Here is a 19,760-nt window from a genome sequence, read left to right as displayed (position 1 = left end):
AGCAGTAAAAACAAGTTATCACAAGGCAAAGAACGAGCATATTGGCAAAGCATACTAAACTGATGTAAACCCCTTATCAAACGTGTTTGAGGTTGGGGTTGATGGCCGTTAGTTTAGTTATCGAACAAGTACTTAATGGTCTTCAGTTTGGCATAATGTTGTTTTTAATGTCAGCAGGTCTAACGCTTGTTTTTGGTGTCATGGGTCTCATAAATCTTGCCCATGGATCTCTATATATGATCGGTGCGTTTTCTGCTGCTGCAGTTGCCGGTGCAACAGGTTCATTTTGGTTCGGACTGGCAGCAAGCCTCATGGCCGCTGCAATCGCAGGGGCAATTGTCGAGATCGTTGTCATCCGCCGTCTTTATGATCGAGATCATCTTGATCAAGTCCTAGCGACATTTGCTCTCATCCTGATTTTCTCTGAGGGTACACGCTGGTTGTTTGGCGCGTTCCCGCTTTTTCTCGACATTCCCACCGCTTTATCAGGAAGTTTTGAACTACCAATGGGAATTGTTTATTCAAAATATCGATTGGCTATCATCCTTATCGGCATATTGATCGCCATTGGTTTATTTCTACTCATCTCAAAAACACGATTGGGTATTCGCATTCGAGCCGGCCAAGTGGATCGAGAAATGATATCTGCACTTGGTATCGATATTTCCAAGTTATACACCATCGTCTTTGCTTTGGGTGCAGCACTGGCGGGTTTAGCAGGCGCACTTATTGGCGCCATCCAATCTGTGGAAGTCGGCATGGGAGAACCAGTGCTAATTCTGGCATTTGTCGTAATCGTTATTGGAGGCATAGGCTCAATAAAGGGCGCCTTGGTTGGCGCAATCCTGGTAGGCCTTACTGATACCTTAGGACGTTTTGTTCTGCCGATCATATTCAAAAGTTTTCTTGATCCAGCAGCCGCTATTTCCATCGGTTCCGCACTTGCCTCTATGCTTATTTATATTCTGATGGCGCTGGTTCTGATCTTCAAACCTTCTGGATTATATGGAAGGTCTGTTTAATGAAGGAATTTCATGTCAACCTGGCCTGTATTTTGTTGCTTGTGCTTGTTCCTGTATATGGAACTTTATTCGACGAACCTTATTTCATAACGTTGGCGACCAAAGTTACCATTCTCGCAATGACAGGGATTGGGTTAAATCTAGCGCTTGGATATGGTGGCTTAGTATCTCTTGGACATGCCGCGTTCTTTGGTATTGGTGGATATGTTGCAGGCATCTTAGCAAGCCATGCCCTCAATTATGAGACCATGTTCAGCTGGCCATTTGAATTTGAAGGCACAACCCAAATGCTTATCATCTGGCCTATTGCAGCAATAGTTTGCGGATTGGTGGCGTGTATTATTGGCTATCTATCGCTGCGGACAAGCGGCGTCTATTTCATCATGATCACTTTAGCCTTTGCGCAAATGATCTACTACTTTGCGATCAGTTGGCCGACTTATGGCGGAGAAGATGGACTGTCCGTTTATCTTAGAGGAAGTTTCCCCGGGTTAAACACTATGGATGGTTTAAACTTCTTCAGTATTTGTTTTATCTGGCTCATGATGGCCATATATTTCAGTCATCTTGTTACAAATTCGAAGTTTGGACTGGCATTACGAGCCACTAAAGAAAACACTGTTCGCGTCTCTTCTGTCGGCATTAATCCTCAACGTATAAAGCTGATTGCCTTTATTATTTCAGGCGTCATAACCGGCCTTGCCGGTGCACTCTACACCGATCTCAACCGTTTTGTTAGCCCATCTGTGTTGAGTTGGCATACATCCGGCGAGATTATGATCTTTGTAATTTTGGGTGGCGTCGCGCGCCTCTACGGTCCTTTAGTTGGCGCTGCGCTCTTCATCATATTGGAACAAATTTTGGGTGGCCTGACTGAGAATTGGCAGTTTTGGCTCGGAGTTCTTTTGCTGATTGTCGTCCTTTATGCACGTGGCGGTATCGTTGGGCTGCTTGCGCGGAGAAGAACTGATGTCTAATCCTGTTATCTCAATCAGAAATCTCACTAAGAAATTTGGAGCCATTGTTGCAAGCGACAATCTTAATATCGAACTACGTGAGGGCGAAATTCATGCTCTAATTGGACCGAACGGGGCTGGAAAATCAACTCTGATCGGGCAAATTTGCGGAACACTTAAACCTGATGCTGGAAGCATTCATCTCTGCAATGAAGATGTAAACCAGCTTAAACCTTCAGAGCGAGCGAAAGCTGGGCTTGCGCGAAGTTTTCAGATCTCATCTGCCATCACCAATTTTACTGCACTTGAGAACGTCTTGCTATCGGTACAGGGAAATGCTGGGGGAACGTTCAGCTTTTTTACACCGTTTATGAAGGATGAAAGTCATGTTGAACTTGCGCGAAGTTATCTCACTGAGCTCGATCTTCTGGACCGACAAAATGTGCAAACCTCAACCCTAAGTCACGGTGAACGCAGACGGTTAGAACTTGCCGTTGCTTTGGCTCTGGAACCAAAAGCATTCTTACTGGATGAACCCATGGCCGGTTTGGGCATTGAGGGTGTGCAGGGCATGATCGCTTTGCTGTCTAAACTGAAGCATAAAGCTCCAATTTTTCTTGTTGAACACGATATGGATGCAGTTTTTGCGCTTGCAGATCGAATTTCGGTGCTTGTTTCTGGCAAAATCATCGCGACCGGAGATAAGGATACCATCCAGAATAATGCTGAGGTTCGCAAAGCTTATTTGGGGGATGATGATCGATGACTCTTCTTCTTGATGTACGAAATCTACAAACTTGGTATGGCGCAAGCCAAGCTCTCTTTGGCGTTAATCTTTCCATCAACGAAGGACAAGTCGTATCTTTGATGGGCCGAAACGGTATGGGGAAGTCGACCGTTGTTAAATCCATATTTGGAATGATGAAAACCACAAAAGGTAGCATCAAATTTCAAAATCAGGAGCTTTTGGGGCAACCTTCCTACAAGATAGCTCGGTGTGGACTGGGTCTTGTACCCGAAGGACGACGAGCGTTTGGTAATCTCACAGTGTCAGAAAACCTTCATGCCGCATCCACTAACGGGCCTTGGAATGAGAAGTCTATTCATCACTTGTTTCCACGTCTTGGAGAGAGAACCTCTCAACTCTCATCTACACTTTCAGGCGGAGAGCAACAAATGCTGGTGATCGCACGCGCCTTAATGACAAATCCTTATCTTCTAATTCTAGACGAGGCCACCGAAGGTTTAGCTCCAACTATCAGGCAGGAGATTTGGACAGCCATAGGAGAGCTCAAACGTCAAGGCATTTCGATATTGGTCATCGATAAAACATTAAAAGAGCTCATCCGAATTTCTGATCATTGTGTAATCCTCGAACGAGGAGCAAATGTCTGGGCGGGAAACCCGAGCGATATTAATGAAAATGTATCAAAACGATATCTCGGTGTTTAACACCGTGCTTTTGTGTTGCAGTTAAAACTCAGTTGAACTTTTCTTTGCAATCAAACACAACTTTAAATAGCTATTTTTGTAGATACAATTTTAAGTATTGTTTACTATTGAAAATTGTTATACTTACTGACGTCAATAATAGTGAAATGAGCACAAGCTCATATGATTGACGTTACAACATGGCTGAGCTGGATGGCACAATTGAAGATTTCCTCGGACCTCTGGCTAGAGCTAAATCCGATGTAGAATTGGTCAATGAATTCAGATCTTTGGCACGATTTTATAACTTGAGTCATGTGGCATTGTTTTGTGTTGGAATAACCGGCCGCGCGGATGAGGCGCCTAGTCTTGCAGTGACATATTCCGGCGAGTGGATACAGCACTATGTTGACGAAAATTTCGCGAATATCGATCCTGTGCTCTCTATGGGGTTTAACTCCATGATACCCATAGATTGGAGAGATATTCCGACCTCTGGACGAAAAGTCAAACGTATGTTTGGCGAAGCTAGAGAATTTGGCATCGGTCGGCAAGGCATCACATTTTCTGTTAAAGGTCGCAATGCAGAACGTGCTCTTTTTTCAATAAACAGCGACATGAAAGACTGGGAATGGGACAGCTTTTTGAATGGGTATTTGCGCCTTCTACAGCTTTATAGTTTTGAAGCTTTTGAAACTTACTTACGCATTCGCGGTGTCGAGCGGGAGACTGTTTTGTTAGCCAAACGCGAGATTGAATGTCTGAAATGGGTTTCTGCAGGAAAAACAGCGTCCGAAATCGCCGACATACTAGACCTTTCAGAGCGGACAGTGCGTTTCTATCTGGAAACCGCCAGATACAAGCTAAAGGCGAACACAGTTGCACAAGCCGTAGCGAATGCCATATATACCAATCAGCTTACCCGTAGTTGGTAATCAGAAACAGTAACCCGGTAAATTTACCGTATTCACATCCATGATTTTTCTACAATAATTTGATCAAACGAATTGGAGCGATCATGATTACTATTGTTGAACAATCAAACCTCGATCAATTTCCGCAGCTTGTGGAAGATATGTACAGAACCAGAGCACGCGTCTTTAGCGAACGTCTCGGCTGGGATGTGAATGTTGTAAATGACCTTGAAATCGATCAATTTGACGACGCAGACCCTCTATACCTTATCTCCACAGATGATGACATGAAGCAGTTTTATGGATCCGTTCGCCTCCTGCGAACAACGGGACCAAATATGTTGCGCGATGTGTTCAATTGTCTTCTAGATGACGACGAGGTTATTGAAAGCCCGCTTATTTGGGAAAGTTCACGTTTTTCGATCAACCCGGACGTGATGCAAGAAGGTGAGAATTTCAATAAAAAACTCGTCAATCACATTACATTTGAATTGCTGCTTGGTCTTACCGAGGTTGGTATGAAAGTAGGTATAGATTTTATCGTGTCTGTCTATGATGCGAGAATGGCCAGAATTTTTCGCTCGGCAAAATGCACGTCAACAATCATCGGAACGCCGCAGAAGATCGGAAAGGTCAAGGCCTATGCGGGCTTATTTGAGACCAACCAATCCATGATAGATCAGCTCGCCAAAGCAGGTTCAATTTATCAATCAGTTCTTTCACCAAACACGCGAATAGCAGCATAGAAACGAAGGCGGGATTTCGCATGAAAAATAAATTGCAAAAACCAACAAGTGATATCGCAATGCTAAAGCATTGGCACAATATGGCAGAAACCATACATTCAGATGCAACTGAGCAAAAAGACGAAATGATTTCATTTCTTGCAGCTATGTTATCCGCCCAAATTTACGAACGCCTAGGCGAGCAAGAGGCCAGCGCGCTGCTTTCTGCTTCAGGTTAGTTAGTTAAGGTGTTTCATCCGCCGATAGGAACTCAAATGAAGCACAAGTTCTTCTGATAATTCGATCTCATTAAGACGAAAATACTCTTCCAGAGCATCAACAAGTGCCGGGACATCTTTGTCCCGCATGGCTTGAATAACTTTTACACCCAACTCAGGTGAGCAAGTTACATATTCATCAATCATCAACCACTCCATTTTGCATGGAATATTACTAAGACAGTACGGTAGAATAGAGAAGCAAGTCAAAGCAATTATAGATTGTATTCTCTTTACTCCATTGATATTACTTACTTATTTAATACCTTCGATGTTAGGCCTGATTGAACAAGCTCAATGAACTCATTTTCTGCACTCTGGATAACTAACGGCAATATGCAGATAGGCATAATTTCATCGACATAAATTTGAAATTTCGTTAGATAATGGTTCCAAATTATAGCGATCAACGCACCTAACCATTTGAGTGAGATAAATTATGAAACCTCAATCTGAAGCCCTGATTGTCATCGATGTTCAAAATGATTTTTGCCCCGGCGGTGCACTTGCGGTAGATGAGGGTGACAAAATCATCAAAGGCATCAACACTCTAATGCCTGCATACCAAACAATTATTTTAACACAGGACTGGCACCCAACAGGCCATTCGTCATTCGCCTCATCCCACGGTGGAAAAGAGCCATTTTCCATGATTGATATGCCTTACGGTCCGCAAGTCTTATGGCCTGATCATTGCGTTCAGGGAAGTAACGGCGCACAATTTCATTCCGACCTCGACGTAGACCAAGCACACATGATTGTACGTAAGGGGTTTCGAAAGCAAATTGACAGCTATTCTGCTTTTTTTGAGAATGATCACGAAACACCTACGGGCCTTGAAGGTTACCTGCGCACACGAGGTGTCGAAATACTGACGATAGTTGGCCTGGCAACAGACTTTTGCGTAAACTATTCGGCAGTTGATGGTGCCAAACTTGGATTTAAAATGAATGTTGACCAATCTTTATGCCGAGGTATTGATTTAGATGGCTCTCTTACCGCAGCTCAAAAGCTGATGCGTGAAAATAATGTCAATTTGATTTGAGGCTGAAGACTCAAATCCCAATTCTTCACCCTCAATTAATCAACTGGACGATTATCCAATCTCAATGATAAACATAAGATAACGAATAAACTTATTTGGAGGAAGCCCTATGAAAACTCGTGCTGCTGTAGCCGTCGCCGCCGGAAAACCGCTTGAGGTTATGGATGTTATGCTTGATGCGCCACGCGCTGGCGAAGTGCTGGTAGAAATCAAAGCGACAGGGCTATGTCACACTGATGAGTTCACACGCTCCGGGGCTGATCCCGAAGGCATCTTTCCTGCAATTTTGGGCCATGAAGGCGCTGGTATTGTTATCGAAGTTGGCGAAGGCGTTACTGGTCTTGAAGTTGGAGATCATGTTATCCCGCTTTATACGCCCGAATGTCGCGAATGCGAATATTGCCTAAACCCAAAAACCAATCTTTGCCAGGCCATCCGCTCCACACAAGGCCAAGGCCTCTTACCTGATGGCTCCACTCGCTTTTCTATGATGGATGGCACGCCAATCCACCACTATATGGGCTGCTCAACATTTGCCAACCACACTGTTGTACCTGAAATAGCGCTGGCGAAAGTTCGCAAAGATGCACCATTTGATAAGATTTGCTACATTGGCTGCGGTGTAACAACAGGCATCGGCGCGGTGATCAACACTGCCAAAGTTGAGCTGGGTTCACGAGGCATTGTCTTCGGTTTAGGTGGCATTGGCCTTAATGTTATTCAGGGACTCAAGCTCGCTGGAGCTGATCAGATTGTTGGTGTTGATATCAATGAAGGCAAAGTCGAAATGGCAACACATTTTGGTATGACCGATTTTGTAAACCCATCAAAAATTGAAGGCGATCTGGTTGCTCACCTCGTGGAGCTTACCAAGGGTGGCGCAGATTATACATTTGACGCAACGGGCAACGTGAAGGTCATGCGCGATGCGCTTGAAGCAGCACATAAAGGCTGGGGCGAAAGTATTATCATTGGTGTTGCACCTGCTGGCGCAGAAATATCAACTCGCCCATTCCAGCTTGTAACGGGCCGCAGCTGGCGCGGTACCGCATTTGGTGGAGCCTCCGGACGTACGGATGTACCAAAAATCGTTGACTGGTATATGGATGGGAAAATTGAAATCGATCCAATGATCACGCACAAATTAACATTAGATGAGATCAATCATGGCTTTGATCTTATGCATGAAGGAAAAAGTATTCGTGCAGTTGTCGAGTTTTGATTTGAGGCAGAAGTGAAAACTGTAACCTGCCCCACAAAATGTGGAGGCAGACTACAGCTCAATTGCGTTCACCTTATACAGATACTCAATTATCCCTAACGATATTCTGGCTCTTCGCCATCAGGATGCGCCAAGAAGTAATATTCTCTCAACTTCAATTTGGCGGACGCTGCTTGATCTAAAATCACAGTAACCGATGGATGCATTTGTAACGCCGATGCAGGATTATGTGCTCCCATCGGACCTTCGGCCATACCTGCCACAGCATCTGCCTTCTTTTCACCCAACGCCAACAATACGATCGTCTTACTATCGAAAATAGTCCCAATACCAGTCGTAATCGCATGGTTAGGTGGTGTCTCACCATCCGCGAAAAATTGCTTGTTTGCATCTCGTGTTGACGCAGTCAATGTTTTAACCCTCGTGCGTGAGGCCAGGCTAGAGGTTGGTTCGTTAAAGCCAATATGGCCATTACTACCGATTCCAAGAAGCTGGAGGTCGATAGGCCCTTTTTCTTTAATCAGGGTTTCATAACGGTCTGCCTCGCTATTAGGAACTGGAGCATCTCCTCTTGGCAAGAACGTATTGGCAGGATTGAAATCAGTTTTAGAAAACAGTTCTTGTCTCATAAACTCATGGTATGAACATGGATGTGTCGGCGACAGCCCGACATACTCGTCAAGATTGAAGCTTGTCGCGTTGGCAAAGCTAACCGTACCATTTTTATATTCGTTCGAAAGCTGCTCATATACTGGAGGCATCGTACCACCCGTTGCAAGCCCAAGAACGCTAGCTGGCTTTACCTGAACTTGATCAGTAATCATTCGTGCAGTGCGTTTCACAGCCTCTTCGGGTGTATCAAATATTAAAACTTTCATGTAAAATTCCTATTCGCCTAAAATTTTGTCATTAACTCGCATTTTTATTGCAACTTTCCAATGAAAATTATTTCTCGCGAGGTTTCCATAAACGGTGTCTCATCCCACGCTCCAAAACACTCGACCACATCAAGCCCTGCCTTATTCACTAATTCGATAAGCTCTGGTTTTGGTGAATATTTTATCTGTTCCTCAGCGGATTTAGTCTCACCAGTGCCAGGTAATTTATAACTATTTGAATAGGTCAAAATACCGGATTTCTCATCGTAATTAGATTCATTCCAAGCCTCGACCTCACCAAATTTGCTGTGATTAAATCTACGATATGTTTGATCTTTTGTGCGCTCTTTACTGTGTGGGAAATATGGGTTTCTGCTATCAAACACGAACCTACCTTCAATGGCTAGATGCGCGGAAATCGTATTTAGTACTTCTTGTTGATCTGTCTTTGTTAAAAAGCACTGAAATGCATGCCCACTTAAAACAATAAGATCAAACTTGCGATCCAAACGTACGTTGCGAGCATCACCTTCAACCCACTCGATATCTAACTCATTATATCTCTCTTGTCCGATATCAAGCATCGCACCAGCTGGATCAACCGCTACAACATTAGCGCTCTTGGCAAGTCGTGCAGATAAGACGCCAGTCCCGCAACCTAAATCCAAAATCGTCTTCGAACCCATAGCTAATCTACAAATCACATCATAATCTTGCCGATTGTGATCATTAACTTCATAAAATTGCGCAAGTTCCGGATCTGAGTAAAGACCTGTAGATGTGACATTGGTCAAAGCGATACCTCCAGACAAACATAATTCTCGCGTATCTATTTACTCGCTTACAATCTCAAATGCCATATTCATATCAAGCTTATTATGTTATTATTTTGTTATACAGTTTGTTTTGAAAGGTGCTCCCCCATATGCCATTTAGTTACTCGGGCTTTGTAGAAAAAATGCGTGTTGCTGCCAGTTCTCAAACGCCAACAATATCAGTTCGCGAAGAACTTGTATCCACATTAGCAAGCGAAGAATTGCAAAAGTCTGGCCTACCTGAGCAACATGAAGATGAAATTCTTCTATTTGAGGACGACACGGTTTCGATATGGTCTTGCCGATTTAATCCGGAATTTGTCATGCCACCACACGAGCACAAGATGGAAGTTCATATTGGTGTTGTATCAGGTCAAGAAAAGAACATCATGTTCGAGCAAAATGATGGCGTACTAAAACACGTCAAAACAGCGATCGTGGATAGTGGTGAAATCTTGTCGATTGATGCTGACGCTCTGCATGCAGTGACCGCCATTGGAGATACACATAGCCATGCGCTGCATGTTTATCTTGGTCCTCTAACAAAGGTTAAGCGCGATCTCTATGATTGGACAACTGGCAGCGCTGTTGATTTTACCATGGAAAATTTTGAAGATATGAAACGTTCTCCGAAGGATCTGCCAGCATTTTAGATCGAACATTTTAGGGTTCGGTTATCACCCCACAGGCCTCGTCTGTTGCATATCAGTTCGTTCTGAGAATACCTGCACCCAAGCATCGAGCGCTGTACAATCCCGACGCCAATCGCTTGTGTATCTAAAGTCAAGATATTCAAGAGCGCACGCAATCACAATTTGCTCTAATCTGATTTCACCCTCGGTAATCAAATCAGCCCACGCTTCCAAATGTTCAACGCAACGTCCCATACGGGCTTTAAGTTTCGAAATTCGAGCGACATTCCGTTCATCCTCTGGTAACATCATTTCCATACGATATTGAAGGCAGGCATCTGTCATTCCCAGCGCCAAAGAAATTCGGGTAGCCTGCTGAAAATCTGTTTTGTTAGTTTTATGACCAGTCGAGTTTTCAAAATATTCAAATATGGTTCTACTATCAAAAATGGCCATATCGTCGGCAAACATTGTTGGAATTTGGCGCAGTGGGTTAAATTGATCTATAAACTCTGCACTATAAATATCAATTTGTTCATAGGTAAAATTAGCCCCAAGTACCTCTCCATATATTTTGGTCATACGAGCAAATGGCGACGTCGGCCCACCATATAGCGTTGGTTGAACTTGTTTAGTTTTCATAATTTAGTCTTCTCCAAATTAATTGATTTACGACGTGCTGATAAAGTTGCCCAAAGCGTTGCTCCAACAATAAGTACTGCACCAAATACAAAGCCCAATTGAGGAATTTCGTCAAATACAAAATAGCCGACACTTGTACTTAGAAGTAGGCTTGAATAACTTAACAGAGCTAGAAATCCTGCTTCGCCCCATTTGTGTGCTTTTAAGAAACAGAACTGCGCAGATTGGGCAAATAAGCCTATGGCTAGCAAAATTGGCCAGTCATTTAGTTGCATTGGCACCCATGACCAGAGCGCAAATGGAAGGGTTAATATTGATAAGCCGGCCGTGTAAAATGTCATCATCACAACCGTTGGCGCGCCCGACAATTTACGTGTGACAATGATGGCAGACGTACCAAATATTACGGTCAGGAATAAAGCAGGAAGCCCCCAAGTTAGGACCAGTTCGCCAGGCTCGAGGGCGATGATTACACCGATCAACCCGATGACAGCCGCAATCCATTGTCTTGAGGAAATGGTTTCTCGCAAAATAAATGCAGCCATGACCATTAAAACCAGCGGCCGTGTAAAATTAATGGCGGTAAACAATGCAAATGGTATGCGTGCGATTGCGAAAAAACTGGTCGTCAAAGTTAATGCAGACAGTCCTACTCTCAATGCATGAAGTTGCAGGTGCTGAATGTCCTTAAATGCACTTGGCTGACGTAAAATCCAAGGAATCATCATAAAGAACCCGATAATGGCGCGAAGAAAAACAATCTGCCATGCAGTATATTCAAGCCCCACAGACTTGACGATTGTCAGCGCCCAAATATTGAGACTCATATCAGCAAGCAACCACACGCCACCTAGAAAATTTCTAGGTTTTTCAACCATCATTATAAATCAGGTTGGCCATAATGTTAAAAGCACCAGGCGTTAGCTTTTCCATCTGATGGTGCAAAATTAGCGATGTATGAGTATGACGGCCCTTATTAATTTTGGCGGTCAGCATTGACCCCAAAAGGGCCTGTTCATCGGGATCATGCATTGATAGCAAGGGTGTGTAAGATGCATCCCAGTCCATTGCAAAATACAAGCCGCGTTCTTTGTGCCATCCCTCCCAATCATTACTGGAAATTATATTCGGTAAGTTAAAAATCGAATGTTCTGGCTGCAGAATTTCTACCTCTGCATTCTCATCCGTCACACGCCACCGCAAGGATGGTTGCCCTATTTTAAGGTACTTAGGTGGTACCGCATCCGGGTTCCAGTTATCCCACGGTCGATGATATAACGTCACTAAGTTTCCGCCATTTTCACACCATTTATGAAGCCGTGGCATTTGCTCAAGAAGACCATCGCGAAACTTCATTGCAAATATGCCAATAACAATTGAATCATACGTCGCAAGCGTTTGATCACTTTGCAGATCTGTATCGGCAAGCGGTGTTACATTAAGGCCCATCTGCGCCAACCAATAATCTACGCGGTCATTACCTCCCCCGACATAACCAATGCGTGAATTAGATAATTTTGTATCAATCACTAATACTTTAACCTTCGCAGGCTGTGCTAATGCCCTGGGAGCAACATGAGGATAATTAATTTCTGTCACACTTTGCGCAGGAACATCACTCACGGTCAGAGATAATTCATAGAGCCCTACATCTACATTATCTGGTGCAGTTACTTCAAAACCCATATTCGTTGCATTTGCCACCCAACCATCTGGAACAATTAAGTTTGTTCGCTCAGCGTCATTCATAACGCCGTCCACAGCAACATCTATCTGACGTCTGTTTGCGTTCACATTAATAATCTGTGTAACAGGGGTCATGATAGCGGATTTTAACGGAATAACATTTGGTTGAACTTCCAGCTGAACCCGTGAACAAGAAGTAACGCCATAAACCGTCACCTCAACGTTTAAACAAGGGACTGTCGGCGTATCTGGAAGGTAAATAGAGGGATAAGGGTCGCTAACATCGGCGCGATCATCTATTGATATTTGCCCATCTATATAACTCCAGTCATCTGGAAGTTCCGGGGAGACAACAACTTGATCTGATCGGCCCTTTCTAATCTCAATTGTCAAGGGCGTTGCTTCACCAGGACGCAACACATCTAAATCTGTTCGACCAATGACCTCCACCCTTGCTGCAACACGAATAAGATTAGAAAGCTGTGTTTCCTTGCGAACCAATTTATGCAGAACATCAGCTTTAGCATTTTCTGGACAGAATTTAATGGCCTCTCGTACACTTTCCAGCGCAGAGTTGGCATGTTTTAAAATCTTCACATTATCGGGAAAAGAAGCCCTAGCCGCATCCATTTGCGCCTGAGCCTTCTTTAAAATCGTTGAAATTTCTGGAACATTAACATCGGCCAAAGTTTTTGCCAGGCCGGATTCGAGCACAACATCAGGGCCATCGAGCCGACTATCCGCTAGGTGCAACGGAAAATGGTGCTCCTCTCCCGATGGCACCCACCTTCCCATAGCCTGTGTGCGATGAAATGCGCGCGATTGTTGTCCAATGCGATGGTAACTCCAACCGCTACCCGCCTCAATTCCATCTCCTGAGATCGTTAAAGTCGCAGGAGGTGGTGGCAGATCATCATCATAAGCCTGCCCTGCTCCCGACCAGGCAGGAAGATACATTTTCTTCACTTGCCAAGGCTCTAAGTCGCATTCATCATAATTTGGGTCAGCTGCTAAATCCATAACCAAATGCGCAGCTTCAGTCATTGCTCTGTGATGGCCATGTTGACCTGGAATATCAAGGAATGTTGGACATATGATATCCGGACGTTCGGTGCGGATAATCTCAACAAACCGTTTCAAGGTGCGCTTCTTATCCCATTTTCCTAACGTCTCGATACCAGATTTGGAAAACCCGAAGTCAAATATACTGTCATCCGGAGTTTGAGAATGCCAATACATACGCAGATTGAGAATGTCACATGCTCGCTCCATTTCAGCTGTACGCAACACTCCCAAAGCTTGGCCCGTTTCCGTTCCAATATCGTTCTGACCACCCTCACCCCTGGTTGAACAAGCATAACTGATGTCAATACCATCACGGAAAGCCATAGCCGCCAGCATAGCTGATGTCTCATCATCTGGATGGGCACCAGTATTCATAAATGAAACTATGGTTTGTAACGGTGTTAAGGAGCGCCATAGCTGCAACAAATGAGGCGTTTTCTTTTCATTAACAATACGTTCTTGATCCGTGAGAGGCATCTTATCTCCAAATTAAATGGCCAATATCTTGGCCGCTATATTGGTGCTAATGCACCGGGATAAATTGAGGTGTATAGGTTTGATTGAGAACGAGTGCGGCGGCGCCAAGCGTCGCCGTAAGGCGGCTTGATTCCCCTGTTTTCAGTCTTGGTTGCTCTCGCTCTAATCGATTGGATACTGACAGATCCGGCAAAGGTGCATTCGCGACTAGATGATCAAGCACCCCAGATGGCATCGCCCCGCCGACGATAATTGTCTGAGGGTCAAACATGTTTTCGATAATTTGTGTTGCATGTCCCAAAGCTTGGCTCGCTGTATCCAGCCATTCAAACAGATAAGGGTCCTTATCGGAAAATAACTCGGTCAAGCGCTCAAAATCGACCGAACCCTGACCATTATTTTGCAAATAGCGTTGCACAGAAAGCCGACTTAGAACGCTTTCCAATGATGCATATTCTCCGTTGACCAGAACAGATACATGGCCAATTTCACCTGCATTTCCAAATGCGCCAGAAATCAAATGCCCTTGACTTACCAAACCTAGGCCAAGACCTGTCCCAAAATAAAGATACGCATAAGTTGATAGACCCTGAGCAACACCTGTTATACGTTCTGCCATCGCAGATGCATTTGCATCATTACTCACCATAATGGGAATCTCCAACGCCTCGTAAAATAGCTTAGCTGGATCGACTTCGTTCCATTCCGGCAAGTCAGAACCCTGCCCGATTAGGCCAGTTGTTCCAAACGGTCCGGGCATCACAATGCCTGCACCAAGTAACTTGTCTTGTGCCGATGGAATGGCAGCAATCATCTTATCACGCAGAGCAGTAACATGACTTATTACAGCAGCAGGGCGGGCATCTTTGAATGTTATTCTATGTGTGAAAACGGTCTTACCTTGCATATCTAAAAGTGCCGCAAGGATCGCATTTGGGCGGACTTCTATTCCAAACGCATATCCACCGTCTGGATTGACACCATATTGTAAGGCAGGTAATCCCCGGCCACTGGCTCGTGTTCCCTTTTCATGAAGCAGCCCATCTTCAAGCAATTCTGCAATGATGTTACTAACGGCTTGTGTCGAAAGGCTGAGATTGCGAGCGATTTCCGCTCTCCCCATTTCCCCCGCACTATGAATATAGCCCATAACGGCCCGCCGATTACTCGATCTGGAACGCTCTGCATTACTGCCTTTGGGTGATGAAATCATAGCCATGCAAATTAATTAACTCAAGCCAGTTGATAATTCAAGTCGATTGAGTAATGATAGAAGTAAGAAACTGAAAAGATATTCGAAGTCAGCTCAATTTGAATGAGATGACATATAAACTGGGAGAACAATAATGATGAAACGAGTAAGAAATCTAGTTGTGGCCGGCCTAACGTCGTCCATAGCAGTACTAGGAAGTACGAGCGCGCAAGCGGTCGAAATCGAATATTGGCAGTATTTTTTCGATGCGCGTGTGGATGCCATGGAACAACTGATCGATGGATTTGAGGCTGCTAACCCTGACATAACAGTTAAAATGACGCATTTTCCCTATGCGGATTATCGCACAAAGGTATCAGCTGCTATTCCTGCAGGTGAAGGACCGGATGTTGTTCAACTATTTTATGGCTGGTTGAATGACTATAGAGCGGCAAACCTCATTCAGCCTTTATCGGAATCAGATTTTCCTGCAGCTAAGATTGATGAAGAATTTTTCCCAATGGTGCAAGCCATGAAGGTTGATGGTCAGTATTTTGCCCTTCCAACAGCTGTTCGTTCGCTTGCGTTGTTTTACAATAAGCGCCTCTTTAAAGAAGCAGGAATTGATGCGCCGCCGGCAAATCTGGACGAGTTGGTTGAAACTGCAAAGAAAATAGCAAAGCGTGATGGTGCAGGAAATCTAACAACTGTTGGATTTACAACTGGTATGAATGCGCAGGATCATCATTGGTGGCGTGAAGTACTTGTCCGTCAATTTGGTGGCGAGGCTTATAAAGATGATTACAAACAAGTAAATTACAATGATGATGCCGGGTTGGCTGCTCTTGACTTCTACACATCATTGGAAAAAGAGCATGGTGTAACTGCATTTGGCTTTATGGATGAACCACAGGCTGCATTTAAAGCCGGCCGTGCAGGTATGCATATCGACGGCTCTTTCCGTATTGGTTCACTTAATAAAATTCGCGGACTAGATTGGGGTGTCGCTGAACTTCCTGCTGGACCAGATGGCACAAAATCCAATTACTCATCTTACTGGGTGAATGCGATTACAACCAAAGCAAAAGATGAAAAGTACGAAGCTTCGGTCAAGTTCATGCAGTATATTACATCAGATGATGCGATGCAGGTTTGGCTTGATGTGGTAGGCGAGTTGCCAGCCAAGCCGAGCGTTGGTTTGACTGACAAGAATGCTAACAATGAAGTCTTTGGGCCATTTATCAAAGGTCTTGCATATGCACATACGACAAAGTTTGCGAATGAAAGTTCTCAACGTCAAGTCTTGATGGATATGGTTTCTCGCACAGACATCGAAGGACAAGCTGCAAAAGACAGCCTTGCCCAAGCTGCTGAGCAGGAACAAAAAATACTGACTGAATATTATACAAAATAACTAGTGATGCAGAGGTTTTCTGCATCCAACCTCTTCTCCCTGAGGCGTGTTTCCATAGTGTTTATGGGGCACGTCGCTGGGAAATTATAGATATCTCTAAGAATGTGGGACTATGCTTTTTTATAAAAACCTATCAATCAAACAGAAACAGATAGTCTGGGCATGGACTTTCCTCGCTCTGCCTGTTCTCTTCTACGGAGTGATTAGGTTTTATCCAACCGGAAATGCTATCCTGATTTCTTTCCAAAATTGGAATCTTTTGGGCTCTCGCACTTGGGCTGGATTGGATAATTACATAAAACTTTTCAACGATCCAGTATTTTGGAAGGTTTTTAAAAATACGTTTATCTACCTTCTACTGGGTACGCCTATCTCGCTCATTATTTCTTTTATTGTTGCCTATCATCTTGATAAACTGCGCTTCATGCATGGCTTTCTGCGGATGTTGTATTTTCTTCCGTTTATGACAAGTGCCGTTGCAATGGCTTGGGTTTGGCGTTGGTTTTATCAAGATGTACCAATAGGACTGTTTAATAATTTTCTTGCCGGATTTGGTATTCCACAAATTGAATTTTTAAACTCCACGACAAATGCGTTGCCCGCTGTCTTGGCTCCCGCGGTTTGGGCGGGTCTGGGTTTTCAGATCATAATCTTCATGGCTGGAATTCGCGCAATTCCTACCACTTACTATGAGGCCGCGCGTATCGATGGCGTTGGTTGGTGGACTATTTTAACTCAAATTACAATTCCGCTTTTGCGACCAACAATTGTTTTTATCGTCGTGTTTTCATCGATCGGATTTTTGCGCATTTTCGATCACGTATTCAACATGACAACAAACAATCCCGGTGGTCCGCTAAACGCGACAAAACCTCTGGTGCTTATGATTTACGACACAGCTTTCAATGGCTTTGACATGGGGTATGCATCGGCACAAACCGTTGTTCTATTTCTCATATTGCTGGTTGTCAGCCTTATTCAACTCCGCTTATTGAGGAGCAAATAGATGGCTTCTGCTGATACAATTCGCGCATCCAGCGCAACGCTTTTAGATACAAAACCTGCCGGAAAACCTCAGAATATGGGGCAAATCATTCGTTGGCTTTTGCTGTTTGCAGGTGGCATTGTTATGATTATGCCAATTGTCTATATGATCTCTACATCATTGAAATGGCCACATGAAGTTTATAACATCAACCTCATCCCAGATGAGCCAACATTAGACAATTATAACTATGTGTTGGAAGATGGGCGTTTTTACTGGTGGTTCGTTAATTCTACGATCATTGCCACACTAACAACGATCTCAAATTTACTCTTTGATAGCCTGGTTGGTTACACATTATGTAAGTTCAAGTTTCCAGGTCGAACACTTGTTTTCATCGCGATCTTATCAACACTTATGATCCCTACAGAGATGCTTGTTATTCCGTGGTATTTAATGAGCCAAGAATTTGGTTGGCTCGATAGTTATTGGGGTATCATGTTCCCGGGCCTTATGACCGGTTTTGGGACATTTTTAATGAAGCAGTTTTTTGAATCTGTTCCTGACGACTTCATCGAGGCGGCTCGAATTGACGGTCTAAACGAGTTACAGATCTGGTGGACGGTTGCCATGCCGCTTGTCAAACCAGCCCTAGCCGCACTGGCAATATTTGTTTTCTTAGGCAATTGGACAGCATTCTTGTGGCCGCTTATTGTCACCAATTCACCGGATATGTACACCATCCCCGTTGGCCTATCTGGCTTTGGCGATGAGGTTGATGTTGCATGGGAATTGATTATGACTGGTGCAGCAATCTCAACAATTCCAACCCTCATCGTATTTTTAATTTTCCAACGCTTCATCATTCGCGGCGTTGTTATGGCTGGACTTAAAGGATGATTGATACTTCTAAATTCCCCAATCCTATCTACAAAGAAACGGTGCTTGCACCTTTGTTTGAGGGTGTCAAAAATCACTATGCTTCGCACATGTCCAAAATCAACAAAGCACATTTGGTCATGCTTGTTGAAACAAGGATTCTGAGTAATGATCAAGGTAAGATAATTGCTGACGCTTTAAGCAAGATTGATAAAGACACTGATATTCTCTCCCTAACCTACACAGGTGAGCACGAGGATTACTTCTTCTTTGTTGAAGCTCGGCTTCGTGATTTACTTGGTGATCTTGGCGGTGCATTACATACCGCTCGTTCTCGAAATGATATGGACCACACGCTGTTTAAAATAGCTCTCAGGACACGCGCAGAAACAATGCTTGTGCAAGTGCTACAGCTTACGGATGCATTGATTGAAAAGGCCAGTAAAGAACACAAAACCCCAATCGTTGCCTATACTCACGGGCAACCTGCACAACCTTCGACTTTCGGGCACTATTTAGGTGCTATGATTGAAGTATTAATTCGAGATGCAACGCGGCTTGAAACCGCAATCAATGACCTTAGCCATTGCCCAATGGGGGCAGCTGCGATTACTACATCAGGCTTTCCAATTGATCGCGAACGCATGGCGGATCTTTTAGGTTTTGATGGTCCATTAGTAAATTCATATGGATGCATTGCAAGCGTTGACTATATCACAGGGTTATATTCAGCGATTAAATTGGTTTTCATACATTTAGGTCGCGTCATACAGGATCTTGCTTTTTGGTCGGCGTTTGAAGTCAGTCAATTATATGTGCCAAATGAACTCGTTCAGATTAGCTCGATCATGCCGCAAAAACGTAATCCGGTTCCTATTGAACATATGCGACATTTAGCATCTGTCACAGTTGGCCGATGTGACACCATTGTCAATACGATGCATAACACCCCTTATACCGATATGAATGATAGTGAAGGTGAGGTTCAGCAAGCAGGATACGCAACATTTGAAAGTGGCAGCCGAGTGTTAGAACTTCTCACAGCTTTCCTTCCTGCATGTTCAATTAATGCAGACGCAGTGCAGCGAAATACCGATGCAGCATGTATTACGATCACAGAGCTTGCCGATACATTGGTGAGAGACGAAAACCTTACATTCCGGCAAGCACATGAGATTGCTGCAGCAACAGCCAAGTCCGTTATCGCACAAAACAAACCGCTCCGAGAGGGATATGATGCATTTATCAAAGCCTTTGAAGCGGAAGAAGGTCGGAAAACACATATTTCGGATGATACTTTCCGAAATATCGTATCTGTTGAAAATTTCATTGCAAAGCGAGATCGTACAGGCGGCCCTGCACCGATAGCGCTAAATACAGCACTCAAATCGTATACAAACCAGACTTCACAATTACATATGAAGCAAATTCAAAGACACACGAAGCGCAGCGATGCTCAAGCCCGTCTTGATGTTGCTTTCTCATCCCTGATGGAGCACTAA

21 protein-coding genes are annotated in these 19,760 nt (G+C 44.0%); 14 read left to right on the top strand and 7 right to left on the bottom strand.

What is annotated here, in order from left to right; all coding sequences use genetic code 11:
- Positions 1-101 precede the first annotated feature (101 nt).
- The 7 genes from AB2J24_RS13255 to AB2J24_RS13225 all read left to right on the top strand — a co-directional run bounded on the left by AB2J24_RS13255 (position 102) and on the right by AB2J24_RS13225 (position 5,287).
- Positions 102-1,022, top strand: a complete 921-nt coding sequence (locus AB2J24_RS13255; RefSeq protein ID WP_367385804.1) for a branched-chain amino acid ABC transporter permease — start codon at positions 102-104, stop codon at positions 1,020-1,022.
- Positions 1,022-1,999 carry a branched-chain amino acid ABC transporter permease gene (locus AB2J24_RS13250; RefSeq protein ID WP_367385803.1) on the top strand — a complete coding sequence of 326 codons (978 nt, stop codon included), beginning with the start codon at positions 1,022-1,024 and terminating at the stop codon, positions 1,997-1,999. Before AB2J24_RS13255 ends, AB2J24_RS13250 begins: the two co-directional genes overlap by 1 nt.
- Positions 1,992-2,744, top strand: a complete 753-nt coding sequence (locus tag AB2J24_RS13245; RefSeq protein WP_367385802.1) for an ABC transporter ATP-binding protein — start codon at positions 1,992-1,994, stop codon at positions 2,742-2,744. The genes AB2J24_RS13250 and AB2J24_RS13245 overlap by 8 nt, the downstream gene beginning before the upstream one ends.
- Positions 2,741-3,430 (top strand): ABC transporter ATP-binding protein, encoded by a 690-nt coding sequence (locus tag AB2J24_RS13240; RefSeq protein WP_367385801.1) that lies wholly within the window; start codon positions 2,741-2,743, stop codon positions 3,428-3,430. The genes AB2J24_RS13245 and AB2J24_RS13240 overlap by 4 nt, the downstream gene beginning before the upstream one ends.
- A gap of 179 nt (positions 3,431-3,609) precedes the next feature.
- A complete protein-coding gene (locus tag AB2J24_RS13235; RefSeq protein ID WP_367385800.1) occupies positions 3,610-4,344 on the top strand; it encodes a LuxR family transcriptional regulator in 735 nt (244 codons plus the stop codon).
- 83 nt (positions 4,345-4,427) lie between these two features.
- Entirely contained in the window at positions 4,428-5,069 is a 642-nt protein-coding gene (locus AB2J24_RS13230) for an acyl-homoserine-lactone synthase (RefSeq protein ID WP_367385799.1), read from the top strand.
- A gap of 20 nt (positions 5,070-5,089) precedes the next feature.
- Positions 5,090-5,287 carry a hypothetical protein gene (locus AB2J24_RS13225; protein WP_162652039.1) on the top strand — a complete coding sequence of 66 codons (198 nt, stop codon included), beginning with the start codon at positions 5,090-5,092 and terminating at the stop codon, positions 5,285-5,287.
- On the opposite strand, the gene AB2J24_RS13220 is transcribed toward AB2J24_RS13225, so the two are convergent.
- Positions 5,288-5,473: a hypothetical protein gene (locus AB2J24_RS13220; RefSeq protein ID WP_162652040.1), complete on the bottom strand. Its 186-nt coding sequence runs from the start codon at positions 5,471-5,473 to the stop codon at positions 5,288-5,290. It abuts the gene before it with no gap.
- 292 nt (positions 5,474-5,765) lie between these two features.
- Here AB2J24_RS13220 and pncA point away from each other — a divergent pair, with 292 nt between their 5' ends.
- Positions 5,766-6,371, top strand: coding sequence for a bifunctional nicotinamidase/pyrazinamidase (gene pncA, locus AB2J24_RS13215; protein ID WP_367385798.1), 606 nt, complete (start codon positions 5,766-5,768; stop codon positions 6,369-6,371).
- 109 nt (positions 6,372-6,480) lie between these two features.
- Positions 6,481-7,593: an S-(hydroxymethyl)glutathione dehydrogenase/class III alcohol dehydrogenase gene (locus tag AB2J24_RS13210; protein WP_367385797.1), complete on the top strand. Its 1,113-nt coding sequence runs from the start codon at positions 6,481-6,483 to the stop codon at positions 7,591-7,593.
- A gap of 95 nt (positions 7,594-7,688) precedes the next feature.
- Here the strand turns inward: AB2J24_RS13210 and nagB are convergent, their stop codons facing one another.
- Together nagB and AB2J24_RS13200 are read right to left on the bottom strand one after the other, a co-directional pair.
- On the bottom strand, positions 7,689-8,471 hold the full coding sequence (gene nagB / locus AB2J24_RS13205; RefSeq protein ID WP_367385796.1) for a glucosamine-6-phosphate deaminase: 783 nt from the start codon (positions 8,469-8,471) through the stop codon (positions 7,689-7,691).
- Positions 8,472-8,515: 44 nt separating this feature from the next.
- Positions 8,516-9,265, bottom strand: a complete 750-nt coding sequence (locus AB2J24_RS13200) for a class I SAM-dependent methyltransferase (RefSeq protein ID WP_367385795.1) — start codon at positions 9,263-9,265, stop codon at positions 8,516-8,518.
- 131 nt (positions 9,266-9,396) lie between these two features.
- Here AB2J24_RS13200 and AB2J24_RS13195 point away from each other — a divergent pair, with 131 nt between their 5' ends.
- On the top strand, positions 9,397-9,939 hold the full coding sequence (locus AB2J24_RS13195) for a hypothetical protein (protein ID WP_367385794.1): 543 nt from the start codon (positions 9,397-9,399) through the stop codon (positions 9,937-9,939).
- Between the two features lie 24 nt (positions 9,940-9,963).
- Here the strand turns inward: AB2J24_RS13195 and AB2J24_RS13190 are convergent, their stop codons facing one another.
- Genes AB2J24_RS13190 through AB2J24_RS13175 form a run of 4 tightly spaced genes read right to left on the bottom strand, consistent with a single transcriptional unit; the run spans position 9,964 to position 15,007 of the window.
- The gene (locus AB2J24_RS13190; protein ID WP_367385793.1) at positions 9,964-10,560 is read right to left on the bottom strand and encodes a glutathione S-transferase N-terminal domain-containing protein; all 597 of its coding nucleotides are present in this window, start codon (positions 10,558-10,560) and stop codon (positions 9,964-9,966) included.
- Complete coding sequence (locus tag AB2J24_RS13185) at positions 10,557-11,387, bottom strand: DMT family transporter (RefSeq protein ID WP_367385792.1); 831 nt, start codon at positions 11,385-11,387, stop codon at positions 10,557-10,559. The genes AB2J24_RS13190 and AB2J24_RS13185 overlap by 4 nt, the downstream gene beginning before the upstream one ends.
- 43 nt (positions 11,388-11,430) lie before the next feature.
- Positions 11,431-13,788, bottom strand: coding sequence for a PIG-L family deacetylase (locus AB2J24_RS13180; protein ID WP_367385791.1), 2,358 nt, complete (start codon positions 13,786-13,788; stop codon positions 11,431-11,433).
- A 46-nt stretch (positions 13,789-13,834) separates the two neighbouring features.
- On the bottom strand, positions 13,835-15,007 hold the full coding sequence (locus AB2J24_RS13175; RefSeq protein ID WP_367385790.1) for an ROK family transcriptional regulator: 1,173 nt from the start codon (positions 15,005-15,007) through the stop codon (positions 13,835-13,837).
- Positions 15,008-15,134: 127 nt separating this feature from the next.
- Between AB2J24_RS13175 and AB2J24_RS13170 the strand changes: the two genes are divergently transcribed.
- From AB2J24_RS13170 to argH, 4 genes are all read left to right on the top strand, one after another.
- Entirely contained in the window at positions 15,135-16,394 is a 1,260-nt protein-coding gene (locus tag AB2J24_RS13170; protein WP_420883653.1) for an extracellular solute-binding protein, read from the top strand.
- Positions 16,395-16,506: 112 nt separating this feature from the next.
- Complete coding sequence (locus AB2J24_RS13165; protein WP_162652050.1) at positions 16,507-17,400, top strand: carbohydrate ABC transporter permease; 894 nt, start codon at positions 16,507-16,509, stop codon at positions 17,398-17,400.
- Positions 17,401-17,475: 75 nt separating this feature from the next.
- Complete coding sequence (locus AB2J24_RS13160; protein WP_244627902.1) at positions 17,476-18,279, top strand: carbohydrate ABC transporter permease; 804 nt, start codon at positions 17,476-17,478, stop codon at positions 18,277-18,279.
- On the top strand, positions 18,276-19,760 hold the full coding sequence (gene argH, locus AB2J24_RS13155) for an argininosuccinate lyase (protein WP_367385789.1): 1,485 nt from the start codon (positions 18,276-18,278) through the stop codon (positions 19,758-19,760). Before AB2J24_RS13160 ends, argH begins: the two co-directional genes overlap by 4 nt.

Origin of the sequence: Lentilitoribacter sp. EG35 (assembly GCF_040784015.1) — a bacterium.
GTDB lineage: Bacteria > Pseudomonadota > Alphaproteobacteria > Rhizobiales > Rhizobiaceae > Lentilitoribacter.
Note: the sequence above shows the minus strand (reverse complement) of the source record. Positions and strands in the feature narration are given on the sequence as shown.